Origin of the sequence: Yersinia massiliensis CCUG 53443, from assembly GCF_000312485.1 — a bacterium.
In the GTDB taxonomy this organism is placed as follows: domain Bacteria; phylum Pseudomonadota; class Gammaproteobacteria; order Enterobacterales; family Enterobacteriaceae; genus Yersinia; species Yersinia massiliensis.
Map to the genome: position 1 here is coordinate 326,666 of NZ_HE997647.1, position 21,632 is coordinate 348,297.

Genomic DNA, 21,632 nt, shown 5'->3' on the forward strand with positions numbered 1-21,632 from the left:
CACGGGAGGAGCACCATGTCTGACGCAACTTGTGATAGCTCACAAGGGATCAGCGTACAAGGGGCTGAAGAACAAGGCGTTGAGGGGCATCAGCATAATCCAGCGGCATTACTGGAACGTGTTTTTGCTCAGATCGCCGACGATGAAATGTGCGGCTTGCCGTTTTATCGTGACCACATTCCCTTGCGGGCCTGTGGTTTTCAGTTGTTTGAGCAGCAATGGGTCGGCGTGATCCTGACGCCGTGGATGATGAGTCTCGTGGTGTTACCGGGGCCAGAGCAACGCTGGCAGCGGCGAGTGATTGGCGAGCGACTGATGCTTTCACTGCCTTGTGGCAGCATTGGTTTTACTGTCAGTGAAGTGGCGGGGTGCGGCCAATATCTGAGCCGCTCACTGATGTCGCCACTTGAGACGACACTCAGTGCGGAGCGGGCGGTGCAATTAGCCGAGCAAAGTGCGCGGATGGCGCTCTCACTGCCGGTTGTGGATGCTGATGGCCCTGCTAATCCACGGCGACGAGCGCTGTTTAGCAAAATAGCCACTGAGCCGAAAAATCCGTTAGCGCAATAAAACGTTAGCCTAATAAAAACATTAGCCCAATAACAGGCCATCGAAAAATAAAGAGTCAGCATGCATGAAATCAGCTTATGCCTCAGCACGCTGGAGCTCATCGAACAGCAGGCGCAACGTCACGGCGCGAAACGGATAACGGCCGTTTGGTTGGAGATTGGCGCACTGTCCTGCATCGAAGAGAGTGCTTTGCGGTTCAGTTTTGATGCCGCCAGCCGCCAAACATTGGCCGCTGATTGCCAATTGCATCTTAGCTATTTACCCGCCATGGCGTGGTGTTGGACATGTAGCGCTAGCGTAGAAATTAAACGGCACGACGCCGGGTGCCCGCATTGCGGCAGCCATGCTCTGCAAGTAGAGAGTGGCAACAATTTGCAGGTAAAACAGATAGAAGTGGAATAATCCTGAAGGAGTGAATTCCTATGTGTACGACTTGTGGTTGCGCCAGCGGTGAGAAAAGGATCGAGGGCGACGACAATCATCATCACAGCAATCATCATCACGATGATCACCACCATGACCATCATCACGATCATCACCATCACAGTCACCACCATGACGATGACCATCACCACCACGCTCATCACGGCAGCGACGAACATCATGGCCATCACGACCATGACCATCACGACCATGATAGCCACGCGCTAGCGCCCCATATTCAGCATAAACATCAGCACAAATATGTCGCCAAAGGCACGCAGCCGGTCATCGTGCATCATCATTACTATTACCATCAAGGTGATGTCCATCATCACTACCACGGCAAAGCACCAGAACCGCAGATGGCCCCAGAACCTGAAGACACCGATGCGCCCACCGCTGAACCTTTTACGCCGCAAGTCCATGATGATCAGCAGGGATTACACTATGGGCAGGGTGAAGCCGGTAGCCATGCCCCCGGCATGGGGCAACGTCGGTTGCTACAAATTGAGCAAGATGTTCTGAGCAAGAATAACCATTTAGCCAGCCATAACCGCGACCACTTTGATGAGCAGCATATTCTGGCGCTGAATCTGGTCTCTAGCCCCGGTTCCGGTAAAACCACGTTGTTGACCACCACTTTGCAACGGTTAGCAGGGCAAGTACCTTGTGCGGTGATTGAAGGTGATCAGCAGACTACCCACGATGCGGAACGTATTCGGGCCACCGGCGTACCGGCGATTCAGGTGAATACCGGTAAAGGCTGCCATTTGGATGCTCAGATGGTGCATGATGCCGCCCACCGCTTGGGTCTGAACCATGACAGCCTGCTGTTTATTGAAAACGTCGGCAATCTGGTTTGCCCTGCCAGCTTTGATCTGGGTGAACGCCATAAAGTGGCGGTGCTCTCAGTGACCGAAGGCGAAGACAAGCCACTGAAATACCCCCATATGTTTGCCGCATCCACCCTGATGATTATCAATAAAATCGATTTGCTGCCCTATTTGGATTTCGATATCGAGCAATGCATCGCCTATGCCCGTCAGGTCAATCCGGACATTCAGGTGATTGCGCTGTCGGCCAGTAGCGGCGAGGGCATGGATTTGTGGCTGGAATGGCTGGAGGCGCAGCGATGTGCTTAGGCGTACCCGGCAAAATTGTGGCCGTCGGTGACGATATTCACCAGTTGGCTTGGGTCGAAGTGAGTGGCGTAAAACGCGAAATCAATATCGCCTTAGTCTGTGATGAATCACCTGCGGCCTTATTGGGGCAATGGGTGTTGGTGCATGTGGGGTTTGCTATGAGCTTGCTTGATGAAGAGGAAGCCCAGCAGACACTAGCCGCGCTTGAACACATGGAAGCCGTCGGGCTGGATCTGGACGAACGGGCAAGCGGGGCCAACGATGCGCTACGTTGATGAATTCCGTGATCCGGTACTGGTGAACGCCTTACTGGCGCGCATTGAACACTTGATGCCGCAACTGCCGGATAGGCAGGGAATGCCGTTGCAGATCATGGAAGTGTGTGGCGGCCATACTCATGCGATCTTTAAGTTTGGCTTGGATCAACTGCTGCCCGATGGGCTAGAATTTGTCCATGGGCCGGGCTGCCCTGTTTGTGTGTTACCGATGGGGCGAATCGACAGTTGCCTTGAAATCGCCGCTCACCCTGAAGTGATTTTCTGCACCTACGGTGACGCGATGCGTGTCCCAGGGCGCAATGGCTCGATGCTGGATGCCAAACGGTGCGGCGCAGATATTCGCGTGGTGTACTCACCACTGGATGCCCTGACGCTCGCGCAGCAAAACCCGGAGCGAGAAGTGGTGTTTTTCGGCCTTGGCTTTGAAACCACCATGCCCGCCAGCGCCCTCACGCTGCAACAAGCCAAACGGCTCGGGCTGACTAATTTCAGCCTGTTCTGCCAGCACATTACTATTATTCCCACCCTGCGCAGCCTGCTACAGCAACCGGATGTGTGCATCGACGGTTTTCTGGCACCCGGCCATGTCAGCATGGTGATTGGCACCACACCTTACGCTTTTATTTGCGATCAATTTGATAAGCCGCTGGTGGTGACGGGCTTCGAGCCGCTGGATATCTTGCAAGGGCTGGTGATGCTGCTGGAGCAAAAGGTGAGTGGGCGCTGTGAGGTTGAAAACCAGTATCGGCGCATCGTACCCGACAGCGGCAACATGCTGGCGCAGCAAGCGCTGGCCGAGGTATTTACCGCCAAAGCCAGCAGTGAATGGCGCGGATTGGGCGAAATAGCCGATTCCGGTGTGGAACTGAGCCCCGCTTATCACGCTTTCGACGCAGAATTACGCTTCAAGCCGCAACAACAGCGAGTCGCCGATGATCCACGCTCTCGATGTGGTGATGTGCTAACAGGGCGCTGCAAGCCTGACCAATGCCCGTTATTTGGCCGCGACTGTACGCCAGAGAATGCCTTTGGGGCGTTGATGGTGTCCTCGGAAGGGGCGTGCTCTGCTTACTATCAATATCGATAACTTTCACTATCAGCATGATGACCAAGCTAGTCGGCGAGGAAATGCGCCGAATGGGTCGTAACGGCGTGAGCCGTCGGAGCGCCCATCGGTGCAGTCGCCTCGCGGGGCTCTGAACGAAAAATAGTGGTGATTAAAATCAATGAAGCAGGCAATAACAGAATGAATAACAAAGAAATTACGTTGGCCCATGGCAGTGGTGGGCGAGCAATGCAGAGCTTGATTGAATCGCTGTTTCTAGCGGCATTTTCTAACCCCGCGCTGAATGAGCGGGAAGATCAGGCGCGCATTGCGCTGGCGGATCTGGTTGCCCAAGGGGATCGGTTGGCGATATCGACGGACAGTTATGTTATCGATCCTATCTTCTTCCCCGGCGGTGACATCGGCAAACTGGCGGTTTGTGGCACCGCCAATGACGTGGCGGTCAGTGGTGCGACGCCACGCTATCTCTCCTGCGGCTTTATTCTCGAGGAAGGGCTGCCGATGGCGAGCCTTGAGCGCATTGTACAGTCGATGGCGGCGACTGCGCAGCAAGCTGGCATACAGATTGTCACGGGGGATACCAAAGTGGTGCAACGTGGCGCGGCGGATAAGATCTTTATCAACACCACCGGTATCGGCGTGATCCCCGCCGCGATCCAGTGGGGCACCGCGATGATCAGAGCGGGCGATCGGATCATTGTCAGTGGCACATTAGGCGATCATGGTGCGACCATCCTGAACCTGCGCGAAGGCTTGGGTTTGGAGGCGGAGCTTATCAGTGATTGCGCCTTATTGGCCCCCCTGATTGCTCCTCTGCGCGCGATTGCCGGTGTTCGAGCACTACGTGATGCAACGCGCGGCGGCGTCACCGCTATCTTGCACGAATTTGCTGCGGCCAGCGGTTGCGGCATGGAAATCAACGAACCCGATCTCCCGTTAAAACCTGCGGTGCGTGGGATTTGCGAACTGTTGGGGTTAGATGCGCTTAACTTTGCCAACGAAGGTAAGTTGGTACTGGTGGTTTCCCCCGAGGCGCAAGAGGCGGTATTAGCGGCATTACGTAGCCATCCTTTGGGCCAAGATGCGGCGGTGATCGGGCAGGTCACCGAACGCCAGCAAGTCCGCTTATGTGGTGCATTCGGCGTATCGCGCCGGTTGGATTTGCCATTAGATGAACCGTTGCCACGTATCTGCTGATCCCTTGTGTGCCTAATGTTGCGCAGGCGGTGGCGTTGCACAGGCGGTGGGAGAGTATCGAGGAAAGAGGGGGTTTTGTGGATGAGAACGGTCTTTGCCTACGAATAAAAGGTAAGGTGCAAGGGGTCGGGTTTCGGCCCTACATTTGGCAGCTTGCTCATCGTTTCGCGCTACAGGGGGATGTCAGTAACGACAGCGCAGGGGTGACGGTGCATTTGTGGCAAACCCCCGCAGTCGCTGATTTTTTGCGTGCGCTGGCGCAAGATTGCCCGCCGTTAGCGCACATCGACAGTATTGCCTCCACCCCGTATCACTGGGCGCAACCGCCGCAGGATTTTGTGATTCATCACAGTGGCGCGGGGCAGATGGACACTCAAATCGTACCGGATGCGGCGACCTGTGATGCCTGTCTGGGTGAAATGAACGATCCCACTGACCGCCGATATCGTTACCCCTTTATCAACTGCACCCACTGTGGCCCACGCTTCACCATTATCCACCGTATGCCCTACGACCGCCCTGATACCGCGATGGGGGAGTTCCCGCTATGCGCCGCGTGTCAGGCGGAATATGACCATCCAGCCGATCGTCGCTTTCATGCTCAACCCAATGCCTGTGCACAGTGCGGCCCACGGTTATGGCTGACGGGGGACGATGGGCAAGCCGTGACACGCGACTTCAACGCCATAGAGCAGGCGGCGCAAGCGCTGTTGGCAGGCGATATTGTGGCTATCAAAGGGTTGGGCGGATTTCATCTGGCAGTCGATGCCACCAATGCCACGGCGGTGGCCCGATTAAGGCAGCGTAAACAGCGGCCTTCCAAGCCGTTGGCGGTGATGTTACCCAGCACCGACTGGCTGGCGCAATGCGTGCAAAGCTGTGATGAAGAAGGTGTGCTCCGCTTGCTACGCAGTCCGGCAGCCCCGATCGTGTTAGTCACCAAACAACCTGCTAGCCCGCTCTGTGAGGGCATCGCACCGAACTTGCCTGAAATTGGCGTGATGCTCCCTGCCAATCCGCTGCAACATTTACTGCTGCAACAAGTGGGCCGCCCGTTGGTGATGACCTCCGGTAACGGCAGCGGCAAGCCTCCTGCACTCAGTAATGAACAAGCCTTGAGCGCATTGGGTGATATCGCGGATCATTGGCTGCTGCATAATCGGCAAATTGTCCAGCGGGCCGATGATTCACTGGTGCGATTCACCCGCCAAGGGGCTGAAATGCTGCGTCGTGCGCGGGGTTACGTGCCGGATGCCTTTGCATTACCGCCGGGATTTGACCAGCAACCCGCTATTTTGGCGCTGGGCGCAGACATGAAAAACACCTTCTGTCTGCTGCGAGGCCAAACGGCCGTATTGAGTCAACACTTGGGGGATTTAGCGGATAGCGATATCGCGCAACAGCAGCAACAGCTTTTGGCGCTGTTTGGTCAGATTTACCATTTTACGCCGCAGGTAGTGGTGGTCGATGCGCACCCCGCTTATGTCAGTCATCAGGTGGGCATACAGTGGGCGGCACAACGAGACATTCCCTGCGTCGCTGTGCTACATCATCATGCGCATCTAGTCGCCTGTCTGGCGGAACACGGTTGGCCACGGGATGGTGGCGCGGTGATTGGACTGGCGCTGGATGGGTTAGGTTACGGCGCTGAGGGGCAACTGTGGGGCGGTGAGTGTTTGCGGGTGGATTATTCAAGCTGCGAATACGTGGGCGGTTTGCCGGCAGTCGCATTGCCCGGTGGAGATCTGGCATCTCGCCAGCCGTGGCGTAACTTGTTGGCACAGTGGCAACGTTTTGTTCCCCTGTGGCAGCAGTTACCCGAGGCAGCGGTCATCCCCCAGCCGCAAGGAGCGGTATTGGCGCGCGCCATTGAGCGGGGAATTAATGCCCCGTTAGCGTCTTCGGCGGGGCGGTTATTTGATGCGGTGGCTGCGGCGCTCGATATTGTGCCCTCGTCGATGAGTTGGGAGGGGGAAGCAGCTTGCTTGCTGGAAGCCTTGGCAAGACAAAGCCAGCAAACCGCGCCGCCAGTGACGATGCCACTGCATGAAATTCAGCAGGGGTTAGCGACATGTTGGCAGTTGGATTTAGCCACGTTTTGGCAACAATGGTTAGCCTATGATGCCCCACCAGCGGATCGGGCCTACGCCTTCCACGTCGCACTGGCGCAAGGTTTTGCCGCTTTGGCGCGTCAAGCTGCGCAACGATTTGGCATTAATACGATGGCCTTTTCGGGGGGCGTGCTGCATAACTCATTACTGCGGGAGTTACTTAGCGCGCAGTTGAGCGATTATCAGTTATTGATGCCGCAACGGTTGCCTGCCGGTGACGGTGGATTAGCCTTGGGGCAGGCACTGATTGCCGCGGCTCGAGAGGTTGTCGAGTCATCGTAATGGCTTTAATTGAAATTATTTAAGCAGCCTCTGCGGGGATAACTGATTTAGCGTATTTCCTCACTGGGTAAAGTGCCAGCGGCGGAGAGGACAGGCAGATCGTAAAGACGCCGTGAATACATCCTTGTAGGCTCGAGCCGCGCCATCCTTGGCGCGGACGCTTTACTCTTCTGCCTGTCCTCTCCGATTCAGATCGAGTCATCGAGGTTGTTGGCAATCCCACCTTTATCATTGACCCTGATGGGCGACGGCTTTGATTATATATTCAGCAAATACGTTGCCATGGTTTACGCTTAAATTGTGAGCACTCTCATTATTTATTTTCCCAGTCTTTTTCTGAATACCTATTTCTTAGTCACCTAATTAATCGATAGGAAAATACGATGACCATTCTGAAGCGTTATAAAATAGCGGCGCTGTTAGTCATTGGGATATTCATGGCAGGATGCGCCTCTAAAGTTACTACAAGCGCACAATTCTCAGGTTTTCTGGGGGATTACAGCAAATTAAAAGAAACGGAATCAGCAAGTGGCCAGAAGGTGTTGCGCTGGATCTCGCCTGATTTCAATATCAAAGAATATACCGGCGTATATTATACCCCGTTAATTTATTTCCCCGGCCCAACCCCGAGCGCTCGAGTCAGCCAGAAAACCTTAGATCAAATATTGGCGTACGCGAATAAAAGGCTTAAAGACGCGGTGAGCAAGCAATTACCCTTAGTCCATTCACCGAAGAGACGAAATACCTTAGTGGTTCGTGCAGCGATTACGGCTGTCGCCGCTGAAGATAGAGATTTAGAAGTGTATGAAATGATACCGATAGGTGCGGTGATTGCTGGCACCATGGCGGCTACCGGTAATCGCGCGCAAAATACCGCGCTGTATCTAGAAGTACAGGTGATTGATTCCAATACCGGTAAACCGGTCATTGTGGTGGTACGTAAAGCCTATGGCAAAGAGATCAGTAACAGTAACGCGCCGATCACTGCCGATGAAGTGAAAAGTACTATCGATAATCTGGTCTACGACATCATTAATTTCAGGGCGAAAAGCCAGCCTGCCCCTTGAAAATACCCTCACTCTTTAGCCTCGATGGGTGACCGACATCGAGGCTAAAAGGGGGGCGGTTAATCGTATTGCGCATGGCGAATCAGTACCGAGAGATCATGTAACTTCATGGGTTTACCCAATAAATAACCCTGCACTTCATCACACATCAGTTTTTGTAAGTAACTGAGTTGTTCTGCGGTTTCAACCCCTTCTGCGGTGACGGTCATGGAGAGCGCATGGCCAAGGTTAATGATGCCCTCAACAATCGACTGCCCCTCATGTGATTGCGCCAACTCATCAATAAAGCTCTTATCAATTTTCAGCCCATCAAACGGGAAACGGCGTAGATAATTTAATGATGAATAACCGGTGCCAAAATCATCCATCGAGAGGCGCACGCCCAGTGCTTTCAAGGCGGTCATGGTCTTAAAGGCACCGTCGGCATCTTCAATCATGATGCGCTCGGTGATTTCCAATTCCAGCCGATGGCTAGGCAGCCCTGTCAGCAACAACACTTGCCGTACCCGCTCGATCAGGCGCTGGCTTCTAAATTCAATCGCAGAAATATTGACGGAAACAATCAGCGATGAAGGCCATGTGGAAGCATCCTGACAGGCTTGCAACATAGTCCAGTCACTGATGGATGTAATCAAACCGGTCTCTTCTGCCAAGGCAATAAATTGATCCGGCATCAGCAGGCCCAATACGGGGTGGTTCCAGCGCACCAACGCCTCAGCACCAGTCAGTTGCGTGCCTTCAATGCGGTAACGTGGCTGGTAATACAAGCTGAATTCATTGTGTTTGACGGCTTGGCGCAAGAAACGCTCTAGCTCACTGCGTTGCATCAGGCGGTCATTCATTTCACTGGAGTAAAAACTCCAATGACTGCTACCACTGTTTTTCGCCTCATACATGGCGATATCGGCGAAGCGCAATAACTCTTCGGCTTGCATGGAATCCTGCGGTGCCAGCGCAATACCAATGCTGGCACTGATATAAATATCCTGATCATTGATGTTGTAAGGGCTTTCGATGCGGGCAATCACGCGGGCGCAGAGTTGCTCAATTTCTTTCATCGAAGAAAGGCCGCTAATGATCAGCACGAATTCGTCGCCCCCTTGACGGGCCACTAGATCCTGATCGCGCAAACAGCTTCTCAGCCGTTCTGAAACTTGGTGCAGCACTTGATCGCCGGCGATATGGCCGAAGGTATCGTTGACCGGTTTGAATTTATCTAAATCCACATTGAGAATCACCAGCGGATGCGGCGCAGCAGCCAGATTTCTGAGCTTACTCTCTAAAAACTCTTTCATTCGTAGGCGGTTTGGTAGCCCTGTCAGCGCATCATGCAATGAAAGGTGCTGAATGCGTTCTTGTGCTTCTATCTCACGCGTGATATCAGAGGCGGTGCCACGAAAACCAATAGTTTCGCCGTCATTGATGATGGGTTTGGCGTAAATACGACAGACTCGTTTCTCACCTTGGGCAGAGAAATAGGTACATTGCAGCTCGTTACGGGAATCAGTCAGATGGGTATGTTGTAGCCAAGAACGTAACGGAATGATGTCGCAATTGAGCAGTGAATCGAGGTTGCGCCCTAACCAATGCTCCACGCTTAATCCGGTAATCGTTAAAAAGCGCTGGGATAAATAAGTGATACGCAAATTGGCGTCTGTTTCCCATAACCAATCAGTCGCCGCTTCAGCGACATGACGGAAACGTTCTTCACTGGCGATTAATGCGGCTTTGTTGATATCAGCGATTTTCGCCTCGGACATCGCTCGCCGCAGCACCAACCAGCCCGCTAGCCCAAGAATCAGTGCCACTAAGGCCAACAGCGGCAGTAAAATATTGAGCAACTGCACGCCCGGCATCGTTTGGTTCCAGTACAACCTGAGCGCGCTGTTATCATTCGACGCTAATAGCAATGACGGCCCAGCCGTCGCATCTTTTTCATCGCGAGGCATCCGCAAATCATGAATGCCGTAATCTTCGCCTAAGGCACTCAATTCGGCTGGCGTCAAAAGGTCGATAAAAACTAACACGGAAGGTGCGCCCGCAATGGATTTAATCCGCGGATCATTGCCAGTGGTTAATGCAGCGGCGGCCACAACAGCAGGTTGTCCTGCTATTTCAAGTGTTTCAGTGGCGATAAATTGTTGTCCTGCCCGCTGGCGCGCGACATCAATGATAGGGCTAATATCTTGGCCGAGCCAATTGAGCAAACTCGTATCGCTCAACTGCCCTTTGATGACGGAATAGCGGGTTTTTCCCTGACCATCAACCACGAAAACACCTTCATAACGAAAATCGTTATAAAGTGATGGCCCTAGATTTTGGCTAACATAGGCCCACTCCGGGTCCACTTTGACATGCAGATGCTCGTAAGCATCGCCCCAAAAAGCATTATCTTTCATTCGGACTTTGATCGCGTCTTGGCGCATTTGCCAGGCTTTCTCGACCAAAAAACGGCTTTGCGATTGTGCTTGCTCATTTAATTGTGCGCCGATGTAGATAATACCTACGGCGGCAATAATGATGATTGCCCCAACGAGCAACGCCATAGCCTGTAGAGTCTGTTTCGCAAAGAAAACATTGTCCCCTTTTATCCGCTTTTCTGGCGGCTTGGAGTCTGTCATGGTTAATTCCCTTAGCACTGACGAAGTTCGGGCTGATCTTTTATTTTATAAAAAATGGGTTTAATCAGCAGGAAGCGGTGACTCTGAGGCAATACAAACTAACATAATTCCGCGTACTTATAATTTGAGCTTAGGATAATTTGATACCTACATGCTGTTTTTTTCAGCAAAAAATAGTAGAAATAGGAAAAAGCCTATACTTTTACACGGTTAATATGATGCCAATATGATCGGTTTGTCTGGGGAAAATTCAGAAGGGAGTACTGGGAAGGGAGCCTGCCGTTGCTGTGATTAAGCAAGGCAGGCTGGAACGTTAGATAACTAATGGCATCCAGATTAATCCGGTTAGCAGGAGTAGCACCAAAAATAGCACGCCAAAAATAGCGCCTAAACGCCAATAATCAGCGGTCGGCAAATAGCCGCTACCATAATAAATGGGGCTTGGACCCGTTGCGTAAGGCGTCGTAATACTGCTTAGCCCAATTGCCGCCCCGATCATTAAGCTAAATGTCACCAGCGGTATTTCAGGAATCACAAAGGCGGCGGCCAGCATCATGGGCGCTAATGCAGAGGTATAAGCGGTTGCACTGGCGAAGAAATAGCGCAAACCGTAAAACAGGGTTACCAGCAGAATCATAATGGCGGTCGGGGAGAAGCCGGACAGACTGTCCGCGATATGGTGGCCGAACCAAGAAATAAAGCCCGTTTGGTTTAACCCAGTGGCGAGTGCAATCAGCGATGCTAACCAGAAGAACACACTCCATGCCGCTTTGTTGCTGATAATATCATCCCAAGTGATGACTTTCGTGAGCAACATTAATGCGACCACAGAATAGCCGACCATGGCGGCATCAATAAAGTCAGAACCAAAGATCCATAACACCAGCGCGGCAATCATCAGCACTAACATGATTTTCTCACGTCGACACAGTGGCCCCATGATCTCCAGTTCTTTGGTCGCCCATTCAGGCACTTGATTACCTTGCTTAATTTCTGGCGGATAAAGCACGTAGGTGAGCCATGGCACCAGAATGATCAGTAAGATACTCAGTGGTAGCATCCCGATAAACCAAGTCCCCCAAGTGAGCGCAACATCTGTCGATGACTTGAGTAAACCTACTAACAGTAAGTTGGGGGCCATTGCGGTCAAAAATATCGAGCTCGTGACACAATCCGCGCTGATGCCCATCCACATAATGTAGGAACCAATCTTGCGTATGCCCGGTGTATTAGGTTGTGAGTCGTAAAGCGGGGGGAGGTTACGGATAATCGGGTAGATAATTCCCGCCCCTCGCGCGGAGTTAGAGGGGGTCACGGGGGCTAATAGTAATTCGGAAAACATGATCGCATAGCCGAGAAACAGGGTTTTATGCCCCATTTTCTTGACTAATAACAAGGCGATACGGCGGCCCAAGCCAGTTTTTTCGTAGCCGGTGCCAAACATGAACGCCGCGAATATCAGCCATATCACGGAGTTTGAAAAACCGGATACCACCCAAGAAAGTGCTTTAGACGTATATTTAAAACCGGGTTCTGCTAATTGCTCTGGACTATAAAGCAGCCAAGGTGAGAGCACGCCAATAATGGCGAGACCGGTCATGGCGACGACTGCGCCTGGCGCTGGCTCTAATATCAAACCAACAATCACACCAAAGAAAATGGCGAAATATAACCAGGCGTGTTCGGGTAATCCACTGGGTGAAGGAAATAAAGCGATAATAATAGCCACCATAATGGGAGCCAATAATCGCCATGACAAATTTAACTTTGCCATCGTCATATCCTTATTATCAATAAGGGAGGGCTAGTCACCCTCCTGCTTATTATTATTTAATATAATGAACGTGTTCGCAGATCTCATCGACAATAGCATCGCGTTTCTCGGCAAACATTTTCTTATTGGTTTCGATGAGGTTATTACCGTGGGTATCAATAGAAACGATCAGCGGCCCAAAGTTTTTCACTCTGCACACCCAGAGAGATTCAGGCATCCCCAGTTCGGTCCAATGAACTTCCTCTATTTCTTCCACTTGTGTAGCGGCTAATACGGCACAACCGGCAGGGAATATCGTGTGTAAGGCTTTATGTGTTTTGCAGCCTTCCTCGGTATTTGGCCCCATGCCACCTTTGCCCACAATTAATTTAACCCCAGTCTGCTCAATAAATTCTTTTTCAAAACTTTCCATGCGCATGCTGGTGGTGGGGCCAATGGAGATCATTTCCCATTTATCCCCATTCTTTTTGACGATGGGCCCGGCATGGAAAATAGCTTTGCCTCTTAAATCGAAAGGGATCTCACGTTTTAATTCAATTAAACGACGGTGACAAACATCACGGCAGGTCACTAAAGTGCCATTAAGATAAATAACATCGCCAGCTTTGATATCCACCAAATCTTCATCTTTAATCGGGGTCGTTAATACTTTTTTCATAATTGGTCCCCTCTGGTATGAGAGATACTTTCGAAGGTGAGATCCTGATGTACCAGCAGTGTGCCACGCCGATGTGCCCAACAACCGGTCGAGACCGCAACACCGATGGTAGACGGATGACGCGCCGCAGATTCAATATGCACGCCCATCACCGATGCCTTGCCTGTCAGCCCTTGTGGGCCAATGCCGAGCTTATTGAGTCCCTCTTCTAGGCGGCGTTCTAAATCGGCGGCAATCGGGTTGGGGTGATGGCTACCTATAGGGCGTAACACGGCCTTACGTGATAAGACGGCGGCGGTTTCTACCGAGGTCGCGATGCCGACACCCACCAAAACGGGCGGGCAGGCATTTACCGCCAGCGTGGAGATATTCTCAAACACGAATTTCACCACGCCTTCATAGCCCTCAGAGGGCATCAGCACTTTAGAACGGCCGGGAAGCGTACAGCCGCCGCCAGCCATATAAACTTCAATTTCTGCGCTCGTGTTATCGGGGATAATATCCCAAGTGACCCAAGGCACACCGCTACCGGTATTATTGCCCGTATTGACCTCATCAAATATTTCGACGGCATTATGTCGTAAGGGCGCTTTGACGGTGGCTTGTTGAACGGCTGATTTTAGAATGCTTTGTAATTCACCTAATAATGGGAATTTAGCTCCTACTTTGACATAAAACATTATTTCGCCCGTATCCTGACAAGCAGGGCGATTAAGCGCGATGGCCTTTTCCATATTATCGAACATGGTATGGTAAATAATCTTGGCCATACCTTCATTTTCTAACTCACGAAGTTGCTTTAATTTGTCAACAACATCGTCGGGCATGCGAGTGGATATCATTGCGGTAAAATTCGCGATGATATCCGTCAGTTTAGTCACTGAATCACTTTGCTCAATTATGCTCATGAAATTACCTCCAGCATAAATAATGGCGTAGATGCCATTAAATAATGACGAAATAAAGATGTGCTTTATTTATTTTCTTATCGTGCTACCGGTAGTGAAAACAAACTACCACAAAAAATAGGGTTTATTTCGATTTTGAAGTGTGATTGTTCAATTAACAAAACGTTAATTCTCTTTTTTCCTTTATATGGCGTGGCTTAACCCTATATCTCTGTTTGGTAGCAAATAGATAAATTACACATTGGCTTCATTAGGCAACAAATAAACAACACAAAAACAACCAAAGAATGCCAATCAATATCACCGCCGTTATACACCTCAAATTTTTAGGGATATTAATTAGCGATGATCTGTGAGAAAGCGTTAGAGTGTCATAGGTATATTTTAATTCAGGAATAGCGTAATGAGTCTCGATCACTATCCCTTACCGAAAGATCTTCAGGTGTTAATCGCTGTCGTTAACAGCGGTAGTTTTTTGGTGGCTGCTGAAAGCCTAGGGCAAACGCCTGCGTTCGTGACCAAGCGCATTCAACAATTGGAATTACAGCTCGGCGCAAAGTTATTGCATCGTTCTTCGCGGGGCGTGGTATTAACGGAGAGCGGCACACTAACCTACCAATCAGCACTGGATATTCTGGAGCGATTAACCGTGCTGAAAAATGAAGTGGCGCAGATAAAAGAGCAGCCTTCGGGCAAAGTCCGGATCGGGTGCAGCTTTGGTTTTGGCCGTAACTACATTGCACCGGCCATTATTGAGTTAATGGCGCGTTATCCTGACCTGCAAATTCATTTTGAACTGTTTGATAAGCAAATAGATTTGATTAAGGATCAAATTGATCTGGATATTCGGGTCAACGATGACATTTCAGAGAGCTATATCAGCCGTATGCTTACGAAGAATCAACGCATCATTTGCGCCTCTCCTGAATATTTAGCGCGTCAGGGAACACCGACCACACTACATGAGCTGCAACAGCATGACTGCTTATTTACCCAAGAACGGGATCAAACCGTGGGTGTGTGGGAGCTAGAAGGTAAGGAAGGGCGAAAATCGGTCAAAATCTCGGGGCATCTCTCTTCAAATAGTGGGGAGATCATTTTGCAGTGGGCGTTAAATGGGCGTGGGATCATGCTGCGATCGCTCTGGGATGTGGCACCTTTAATCGAGAAGGGGGCATTGGTGCGCGTGATGCCGGAATACGCGCAAAGTGCCAATATCTGGGCGGTGTATCAAACGCCACTCTATTTCTCTGCCAAGTTAAGGGTGTGCGTGGAGTTCTTTTCCAACTATTTCCAACGTGTCTCATTCTGATTTTTTGGTGAGTAACCCTCAGAGCATAATAGGAATTTTTGTCATTAGGCGTTAAAGTCGCATCAGGCTATTTTTAACCCGCTAAGCTTTATCGAAACCACCCTTAATTTGATTATCCTGCCGAGAGTAAGGAAGACACCACCATGCCCACACTGACATTCATTCTTAACAGGATAATGACCGACCTACCGCGCGCCCGATTAGCTTGGCGGCGTGTTTGGGTTGCCTCGATGATCACGCTTTTACTGAGTACCGGCGTCCTGCCTGCTCAGGCGGCTGAAGCGCCGTTGCCGGCTGTGACGGTGGCCCTCGTCACGGCCGCGACGCCCGATAACGCACTGCAATATTTAGGGCGAGTCGAGGCGATTCAAGCCGTCGATGTGACAACGCGCACCGAAGGTTTTATTGCTCGCCGATTATTTACCGAAGGGCAGATGGTTCAGCAGGGGGAGTTGCTGTATGAGATTGATCCCGCCTTGCATCAAGCCGCTGTGACTCAAGCTCAAGCACAGTTGGATAGCGCCACTGCCAGCGCCAACCACGCGCAGGTGACTCTCACGCGTTTACAGCGCCTAGGCAATAACCGTTCGGTGAGCCAAGCAGAAGTGGATGAAGCGCAGGCTCAGCGGGATATCAGCCGCGCAGCCGTCGCGCAGGCGCAAGCTAACTTGCAAATTCAACAGCTACAGCTCAGTTTCACCAACATCACCGCCCCGATCACCGGCCAGATTGGTCATAGCCGTTTTAATGTCGGCAGCCTGATTAACCCCGCGAGTGGCACGTTGGTCAGTATTGTCCAGCTTGATCCCATTCGTGTGGCGATTGCGGTCAATGAGCGAGATTACATTACCGCGACCTATCAGCTATCAGCGGCGGGCGTGGCTACCGCTAACGCAGCACTGCCGTTTGGCAATTTCACGCCACGCATTCAATTAGCCAACGGTAAACAGTATCCCGATAGTGGTGTTTTTGAATCCGTCGATAATCAAATCGATAAACAGACCGGTACCGTGACTATCCGCACCCGTTTTGCCAATCCACGGCATTTGTTACTGCCTGGCGGGGTGGTGAATGTGTCATTGGCTGCCGAAACAGCAAAACCGGTGATGGCGATACCGATCGCGGCATTACAACAGAATAAGCAGGGTCATTTTGTCTTAGTGGTGAACGATAAAGATCAGGTTGAAGTGCGGCCAGTGACCTTGGGCGAGCAGTTTGATCAGCAATATGAAGTCAAAGAGGGCTTGGCTGTGGGTGAGCGAGTCATTGTGGCTGGGCTACAACATGTCCGCCCCGGAATGACGGTTAATGCCACCGTGGCTACGCCGCTGACCGCAGATTAAGGGGAAGGCCAGATGCTGCATTTCTTTATTCGTCGCCCCAAGTTCGCCATTGTTATTGCACTGGTGATCACGCTGGTCGGTTGGGTGTCACTGTATGTGATCCCCGTTGAGCAATACCCTGATATCACCCCGCCAGCGGTGTCTGTCAGTGCGGTCTATCCGGGAGCGAGCGCCCGCGATGTTGCCCAAGCCATCGCCTCCCCGTTGGAAGCTCAGGTCAATGGCGTCAGCAACATGCTGTATATGGAGTCCACCAGCGCCAATAACGGCAGTTATCAGCTCAATATTACGTTTGCCAGTGGCACTGACCCCGATATGGCGGCGGTGGAGGTACAAAACCGGATTTCTCAGGTGAGTGCCCAACTGCCTGCGGAAGTGAATGAAAACGGCATTTCTGTGCGCAAGCGGGCCTCAAATCTGCTGTTGGGGGTCAGTGTCTTTTCGCCGAAACAGACCCATGACGCCCTGTTTGTCAGCAACTACACCAGCATTCAGTTACGTGATGCCATTGCGCGTATTAATGGTGTCGGCGATGTGCAGGTCTTTGGCGCACGTGATTTCAGCATGCGCGTGTGGCTGAATCCGCAACGTATGGAGTCGCTGAATGTCAGCGTGCAGGACATTATTGCTGCTTTACAACAACAAAACGTGCAGGCCGCAGCGGGGCAAATAGGTTCATCGCCGTCGATGGACGGACAACAACAGACACTGACGATTAGCGGGCAAGGGCGACTAACGGAGCCACAAGAATTTGCCAATGTGATTATTCGCAGCAATCCTCAGGGCGGGATGATTCGCTTAGGGGATGTCGCGCGCGTGGCGTTAGGCGCACAGAACTATCAGGTGAGTGCGGCACAAAACCAGACCGAATCGGCCTTTTTAGTGGTCTATCCGGTGCCGGGTGCTAACGCGCTGAATGTGGCGAATGGCGTGCGTGATGAGATGGCGCGTTTATCGGCATCCTTCCCGCCAGACTTGGCCTATGACATCAACTACGACTCCACCTTGCCGGTGACGGCGACCCTGCATGAAATCGCCCTGTCTCTGACCCTAACGTTGATTGTGGTGTTGGCGGTGGTGTACCTGTTTTTGCAGAGTATGCGTGCGACGTTTATTGTTGCGCTGACGATCCCTGTCTCCTTACTCGGCACCTTTGCTGTGTTGTATGCCTTTGGTTATTCGGCCAATACCCTCAGTCTATTCGCCATTATTCTGGCGTTAACCATTGTGGTGGATGACGCCATTGTGGTGGTGGAAAACGTCGAGCGGTTGCTGTCGAATGACCCGAATCTGACCCCCGCTCAAGCCACCAAACAGGCCATGAGCCAGATTGCGGGGCCGATCATTGCCACCACGCTGGTATTGATGGCGGTATTCGTCCCCATCGCCATTTTGCCGGGCATCATTGGCGAGCTGTATCGGCAATTTGCGGTGACACTGTCGGCGGCGGTCATTCTCTCCAGTATCAACGCCTTAACGCTCAGCCCTGCACTGTGTGCGGTATTGCTTAAACGGCGCACCCTATCGACCACCGGCGTATTTGGCGGCATGAACCGCGGGTTAGATCGCGCCCGAGATGGTTATGTCTCGTTGACAGGCCGTATTAGCCGCCGTGCGGTGTTCAGTATTGCCGCGCTGTTATTAGTGGGATTGGCGACATGGTGGGGCTATACCCGCCTGCCAACCTCATTCCTACCGGAAGAAGATCAGGGCTATTTCTTTATTAGCTTACAGCTACCAGATGGTGCCTCGCTAAACCGTACTCAAGCGGTAATGGATCAGATGTACCAACAGGTGACCGCTAATGATGCCGTTGAGGACGTGATAAAAATCACCGGTTTCAGTTTGCTCAGCGGCAATAACTCATCGAATGCCGGTTTTGCCATTGTGATGCTGAAACCTTGGGGGCAGCGGCCGCACATTGATCGCGTGCTCGCCAGTATTCAGGCTAACTTAGCGGCTATTCCATCGGCGATGATCATGGCGTTCAACCCGCCTGCCATTGCTGGCTTGGGCAGTGCGTCTGGCTTTGATTTACGGATTCAGGCGTTGCTGGGGCAATCGCCGCAAGAACTGGCGCAGGTCAGTCAGGGGGTTATTTTTGCCGCCAATCAGGACCCGAAACTGAGTCGCGTATTCACCACGTTCAGCGCCTCGGTACCGGAGATCAGTTTGAGCATCGATCGTGACCGTGCAGCGCTGTTACAAGTGCCGGTGAGTCGTATCTTCCAAACGCTGCAAACCTCATTGGGCGGGATGAATGCCGGTGACTTTACCCTCAATAACCGCATGTTCCGCGTGCAGTTGCAAAATGATATGGATTTCCGTCAGCGCACCGCGCAGATCAATAGCTTGAACGTGCGCAGTGATAATGGCGCATTAGTCAGTTTGGCGAATCTGGTCACTTTGACGCCTTCCGTCGGTGCGCCATTTATTAGTCATTTCAATCAGTTCCCTTCGGTCGCGATTAGTGGATCGGCGGCGGACGGGGTCAGTTCGGGTCAAGCGATGGCGGCGATGGAAGCGTTGTTGGCGCAGAACTTACCGCAAGGCTATAGCTACAGTTGGAGTGGGATGTCTTGGCAGGAGCAACAAACCGGTGGACAGGTGGTGTTGATTTATCTGGCGGCGTTGGTCTTTGCCTACCTGTTTTTAGTCGCCCAATATGAAAGCTGGAGCATTCCACTGGTGGTTATTTTATCGGTGGTCTTTGCCGTAGGCGGGGCGGTGGCGGGTCTATCTGCCATGGGGTTTGCCAACGATGTCTATGCGCAAATTGGGCTGGTGCTCCTGATCGGGCTGGCAGCCAAGAATGCGATTTTAATTGTCGAATTCTCTAAACAACGGCGAGAAGAGGGCGCAAGTATTGCAGAGGCGGCCGAAGATGGCGCTAAACAGCGCTTCCGTGCGGTGATGATGACGGCAATCTCCTTTATCCTTGGCGTGATGCCGCTGGTCTTTGCGAGCGGTGCGGGGGCGATGAGCCGCCAGATTATCGGTATTACCGTGTTTGGTGGCATGTTTATGGCTACCGCCGTGGGGATTTTGTTTATTCCTGCGCTGTACTTACATGTACAGCGGTTGCGGGAATGGACCAAAACACGCAAGCCACCCGTAGAGAAAGATCCACAGCAGGATAATTAATTCAGACAGCTCAGTCCGCGTCATCTTTGGCGCGGATGCTTGAGTTTTTACCTGCGTTCGCTGTTCCAAAATTGACCAGCAGCCCTTGCCATTTATCCCACCCTTCCCCTTGCCGCATCTTCGTGCAGTTGCCGCTAAAAAGTGCGGGAAACGCGCACTATCAGTGCCTCGCTTACGCCAATCTCCTCTTTATCATTACAAAAATTATGGATTTATCCACGCCTTAGCGCGTTCCAAGCACTTGGTACAAACATTGCTATATCTCTAGACCGCACGATGACCGTTAAACGACTTTGATAGGGATAAGGTATGTCACAAGCGAAACACACACCGGAATTAAAACGCACGTTAGGCAGTTTTCAATTATGGGGGATTGCCGTTGGGTTGGTGATCTCCGGCGAGTATTTTGGTTGGAGCTACGGTTGGGCGCAGGCGGGAACCTTGGGGTTCCTGTTTACCGCCTTAGGCGTCGCTGCAATGTATGCCGCGTTTATCTTTAGTTTTACTGAGTTAACCACTTCTATTCCTCATGCTGGCGGGCCATTTGCTTATGCTCACCGCGCCTTTGGCCCCACGGGCGGGTTTATCGCGGGTTTCGCGACCTTAATCGAGTTTGTCTTTGCACCGCCAGCCATTGCGATGGCGATTGGTGCCTATATCAATGTTCAGTTCCCCGCCATTGACCCTAAGTGGGTGGCTGTTGGCGCCTATCTGGTGTTTATGTCGCTCAATATTCTGGGGGTTAGTATTGCCGCGACCTTTGAGTTATTGGTCACGATATTGGCTATCTTTGAGTTGCTGGTCTTTATGGGCGTGGTCGCGCCGGGCTTTGAAGTCAGCAACTTTGTGAAAGGCGGCTGGGCAGGGTCTGATACCTTTAGCGCCGGTTCCTTATCCGGGATTTTTGCGGCGATACCCTTTGCTATTTGGTTCTTCCTCGCCATTGAGGGGGCATCAATGGCCGCTGAAGAAGCCAAAGATCCACAGCGCACCATCCCACGCGCCTTTATTGGCGGTATTTTGACATTGGTGGTGCTGGCGCTCGGTGTGATGGTGTTTGCCGGTGGTGTTGGGGATTGGACGGCGCTGTCCAATATTAACGATCCACTGCCGCAGGCGATGAAAATTATTGTCGGCAGCGACAGCGGCTGGCTGCACATGTTGGTCTGGTTGGGGCTATTCGGCCTGATTGCCTCTTTCCACGGCATCATCATGGGCTATTCCCGCCAGATCTTTGCCTTGGCCCGTGCAGGCTATTTGCCTAAACCACTGGCTAAGGTTCATCGGCGTTTTCGGACCCCACATTTGGCGATTCTGGCCGGTGGTGTGGTGGGGATTGCGGCGATTTTCTCTGACTCATTGATAGTGATTGGCGGTATGCCACTCACGGCAAATATTGTCACCATGTCGGTATTTGGTGCCATAGTGATGTATATCACCTCAATGCTATCGCTATTTAAGCTGAGACAAACAGAGCCACGTTTATCGCGTCCGTTCTCTGCGCCGCTCTATCCGTTTGCCCCTGCATTGGCATTGGTTTTAGCCGTGGTTTGTCTGGTGGCGATGATCTATTACAACCCAGTGCTGGCGCTGATTTTCGCCGCCATGATGTTCGCTGGATACGTTTATTTCCGCCTGACTCACCGTTCACGTGCTGCGGCGGCATTTGATCCGCAATTAAGTGGTGCGGAGTAATTTCGCTACCGTGGTCTAGAAGTCATAGATGATTCAGGCTG

General features: G+C 51.9%; 16 protein-coding genes. 12 read left to right on the top strand and 4 right to left on the bottom strand.

Features of this window, described 5'->3' with window-relative positions:
* Positions 1-15 precede the first annotated feature (15 nt).
* From hybE to BN68_RS18090, 8 genes are all read left to right on the top strand, one after another.
* Positions 16-570, top strand: coding sequence for a hydrogenase-2 assembly chaperone (gene hybE / locus BN68_RS18055; protein WP_019212585.1), 555 nt, complete (start codon positions 16-18; stop codon positions 568-570).
* 60 nt (positions 571-630) lie between these two features.
* Positions 631-972: a hydrogenase maturation nickel metallochaperone HypA gene (gene hypA / locus BN68_RS18060; RefSeq protein WP_019212586.1), complete on the top strand. Its 342-nt coding sequence runs from the start codon at positions 631-633 to the stop codon at positions 970-972.
* Between the two features lie 20 nt (positions 973-992).
* Positions 993-2,135 (top strand): hydrogenase nickel incorporation protein HypB, encoded by a 1,143-nt coding sequence (hypB, locus tag BN68_RS18065; protein ID WP_042806932.1) that lies wholly within the window; start codon positions 993-995, stop codon positions 2,133-2,135.
* On the top strand, positions 2,126-2,410 hold the full coding sequence (gene hybG, locus BN68_RS18070) for a hydrogenase maturation factor HybG (protein WP_019212590.1): 285 nt from the start codon (positions 2,126-2,128) through the stop codon (positions 2,408-2,410). Before hypB ends, hybG begins: the two co-directional genes overlap by 10 nt.
* Positions 2,397-3,500, top strand: a complete 1,104-nt coding sequence (gene hypD, locus BN68_RS18075; protein WP_019212591.1) for a hydrogenase formation protein HypD — start codon at positions 2,397-2,399, stop codon at positions 3,498-3,500. The genes hybG and hypD overlap by 14 nt, the downstream gene beginning before the upstream one ends.
* A gap of 159 nt (positions 3,501-3,659) precedes the next feature.
* Positions 3,660-4,676: a hydrogenase expression/formation protein HypE gene (hypE, locus tag BN68_RS18080; RefSeq protein ID WP_019212592.1), complete on the top strand. Its 1,017-nt coding sequence runs from the start codon at positions 3,660-3,662 to the stop codon at positions 4,674-4,676.
* Between the two features lie 77 nt (positions 4,677-4,753).
* Positions 4,754-7,069: a carbamoyltransferase HypF gene (gene hypF, locus BN68_RS18085; protein WP_019212593.1), complete on the top strand. Its 2,316-nt coding sequence runs from the start codon at positions 4,754-4,756 to the stop codon at positions 7,067-7,069.
* Between the two features lie 383 nt (positions 7,070-7,452).
* Entirely contained in the window at positions 7,453-8,136 is a 684-nt protein-coding gene (locus tag BN68_RS18090; protein ID WP_019212594.1) for a DUF3313 domain-containing protein, read from the top strand.
* A 59-nt stretch (positions 8,137-8,195) separates the two neighbouring features.
* Here BN68_RS18090 and BN68_RS18095 read toward each other — a convergent pair whose 3' ends face one another.
* The 4 genes from BN68_RS18095 to ttdA all read right to left on the bottom strand — a co-directional run bounded on the left by BN68_RS18095 (position 8,196) and on the right by ttdA (position 14,097).
* Complete coding sequence (locus BN68_RS18095) at positions 8,196-10,757, bottom strand: bifunctional diguanylate cyclase/phosphodiesterase (RefSeq protein WP_019212595.1); 2,562 nt, start codon at positions 10,755-10,757, stop codon at positions 8,196-8,198.
* A gap of 313 nt (positions 10,758-11,070) precedes the next feature.
* On the bottom strand, positions 11,071-12,531 hold the full coding sequence (locus BN68_RS18100) for an anion permease (RefSeq protein ID WP_042806933.1): 1,461 nt from the start codon (positions 12,529-12,531) through the stop codon (positions 11,071-11,073).
* Between the two features lie 52 nt (positions 12,532-12,583).
* The gene (ttdB, locus tag BN68_RS18105; protein ID WP_019212597.1) at positions 12,584-13,189 is read right to left on the bottom strand and encodes a L(+)-tartrate dehydratase subunit beta; all 606 of its coding nucleotides are present in this window, start codon (positions 13,187-13,189) and stop codon (positions 12,584-12,586) included.
* On the bottom strand, positions 13,186-14,097 hold the full coding sequence (gene ttdA, locus BN68_RS18110) for a L(+)-tartrate dehydratase subunit alpha (protein WP_019212598.1): 912 nt from the start codon (positions 14,095-14,097) through the stop codon (positions 13,186-13,188). The genes ttdB and ttdA overlap by 4 nt, the downstream gene beginning before the upstream one ends.
* A 403-nt stretch (positions 14,098-14,500) precedes the next feature.
* On the opposite strand from ttdA, the gene ttdR reads away from it, so the two are divergent.
* The 4 genes from ttdR to eat all read left to right on the top strand — a co-directional run bounded on the left by ttdR (position 14,501) and on the right by eat (position 21,591).
* Positions 14,501-15,409 (top strand): L-tartrate utilization transcriptional activator TtdR, encoded by a 909-nt coding sequence (ttdR, locus tag BN68_RS18115; RefSeq protein WP_019212599.1) that lies wholly within the window; start codon positions 14,501-14,503, stop codon positions 15,407-15,409.
* Between the two features lie 230 nt (positions 15,410-15,639).
* The gene (locus BN68_RS18120; protein ID WP_231294045.1) at positions 15,640-16,752 is read left to right on the top strand and encodes an efflux RND transporter periplasmic adaptor subunit; all 1,113 of its coding nucleotides are present in this window, start codon (positions 15,640-15,642) and stop codon (positions 16,750-16,752) included.
* Positions 16,753-16,764: 12 nt separating this feature from the next.
* A complete protein-coding gene (locus tag BN68_RS18125; protein WP_019212601.1) occupies positions 16,765-19,896 on the top strand; it encodes an efflux RND transporter permease subunit in 3,132 nt (1,043 codons plus the stop codon).
* Between the two features lie 309 nt (positions 19,897-20,205).
* Positions 20,206-21,591: an ethanolamine permease gene (eat, locus tag BN68_RS18130; protein WP_019212603.1), complete on the top strand. Its 1,386-nt coding sequence runs from the start codon at positions 20,206-20,208 to the stop codon at positions 21,589-21,591.
* Positions 21,592-21,632: the final 41 nt, after the last annotated feature.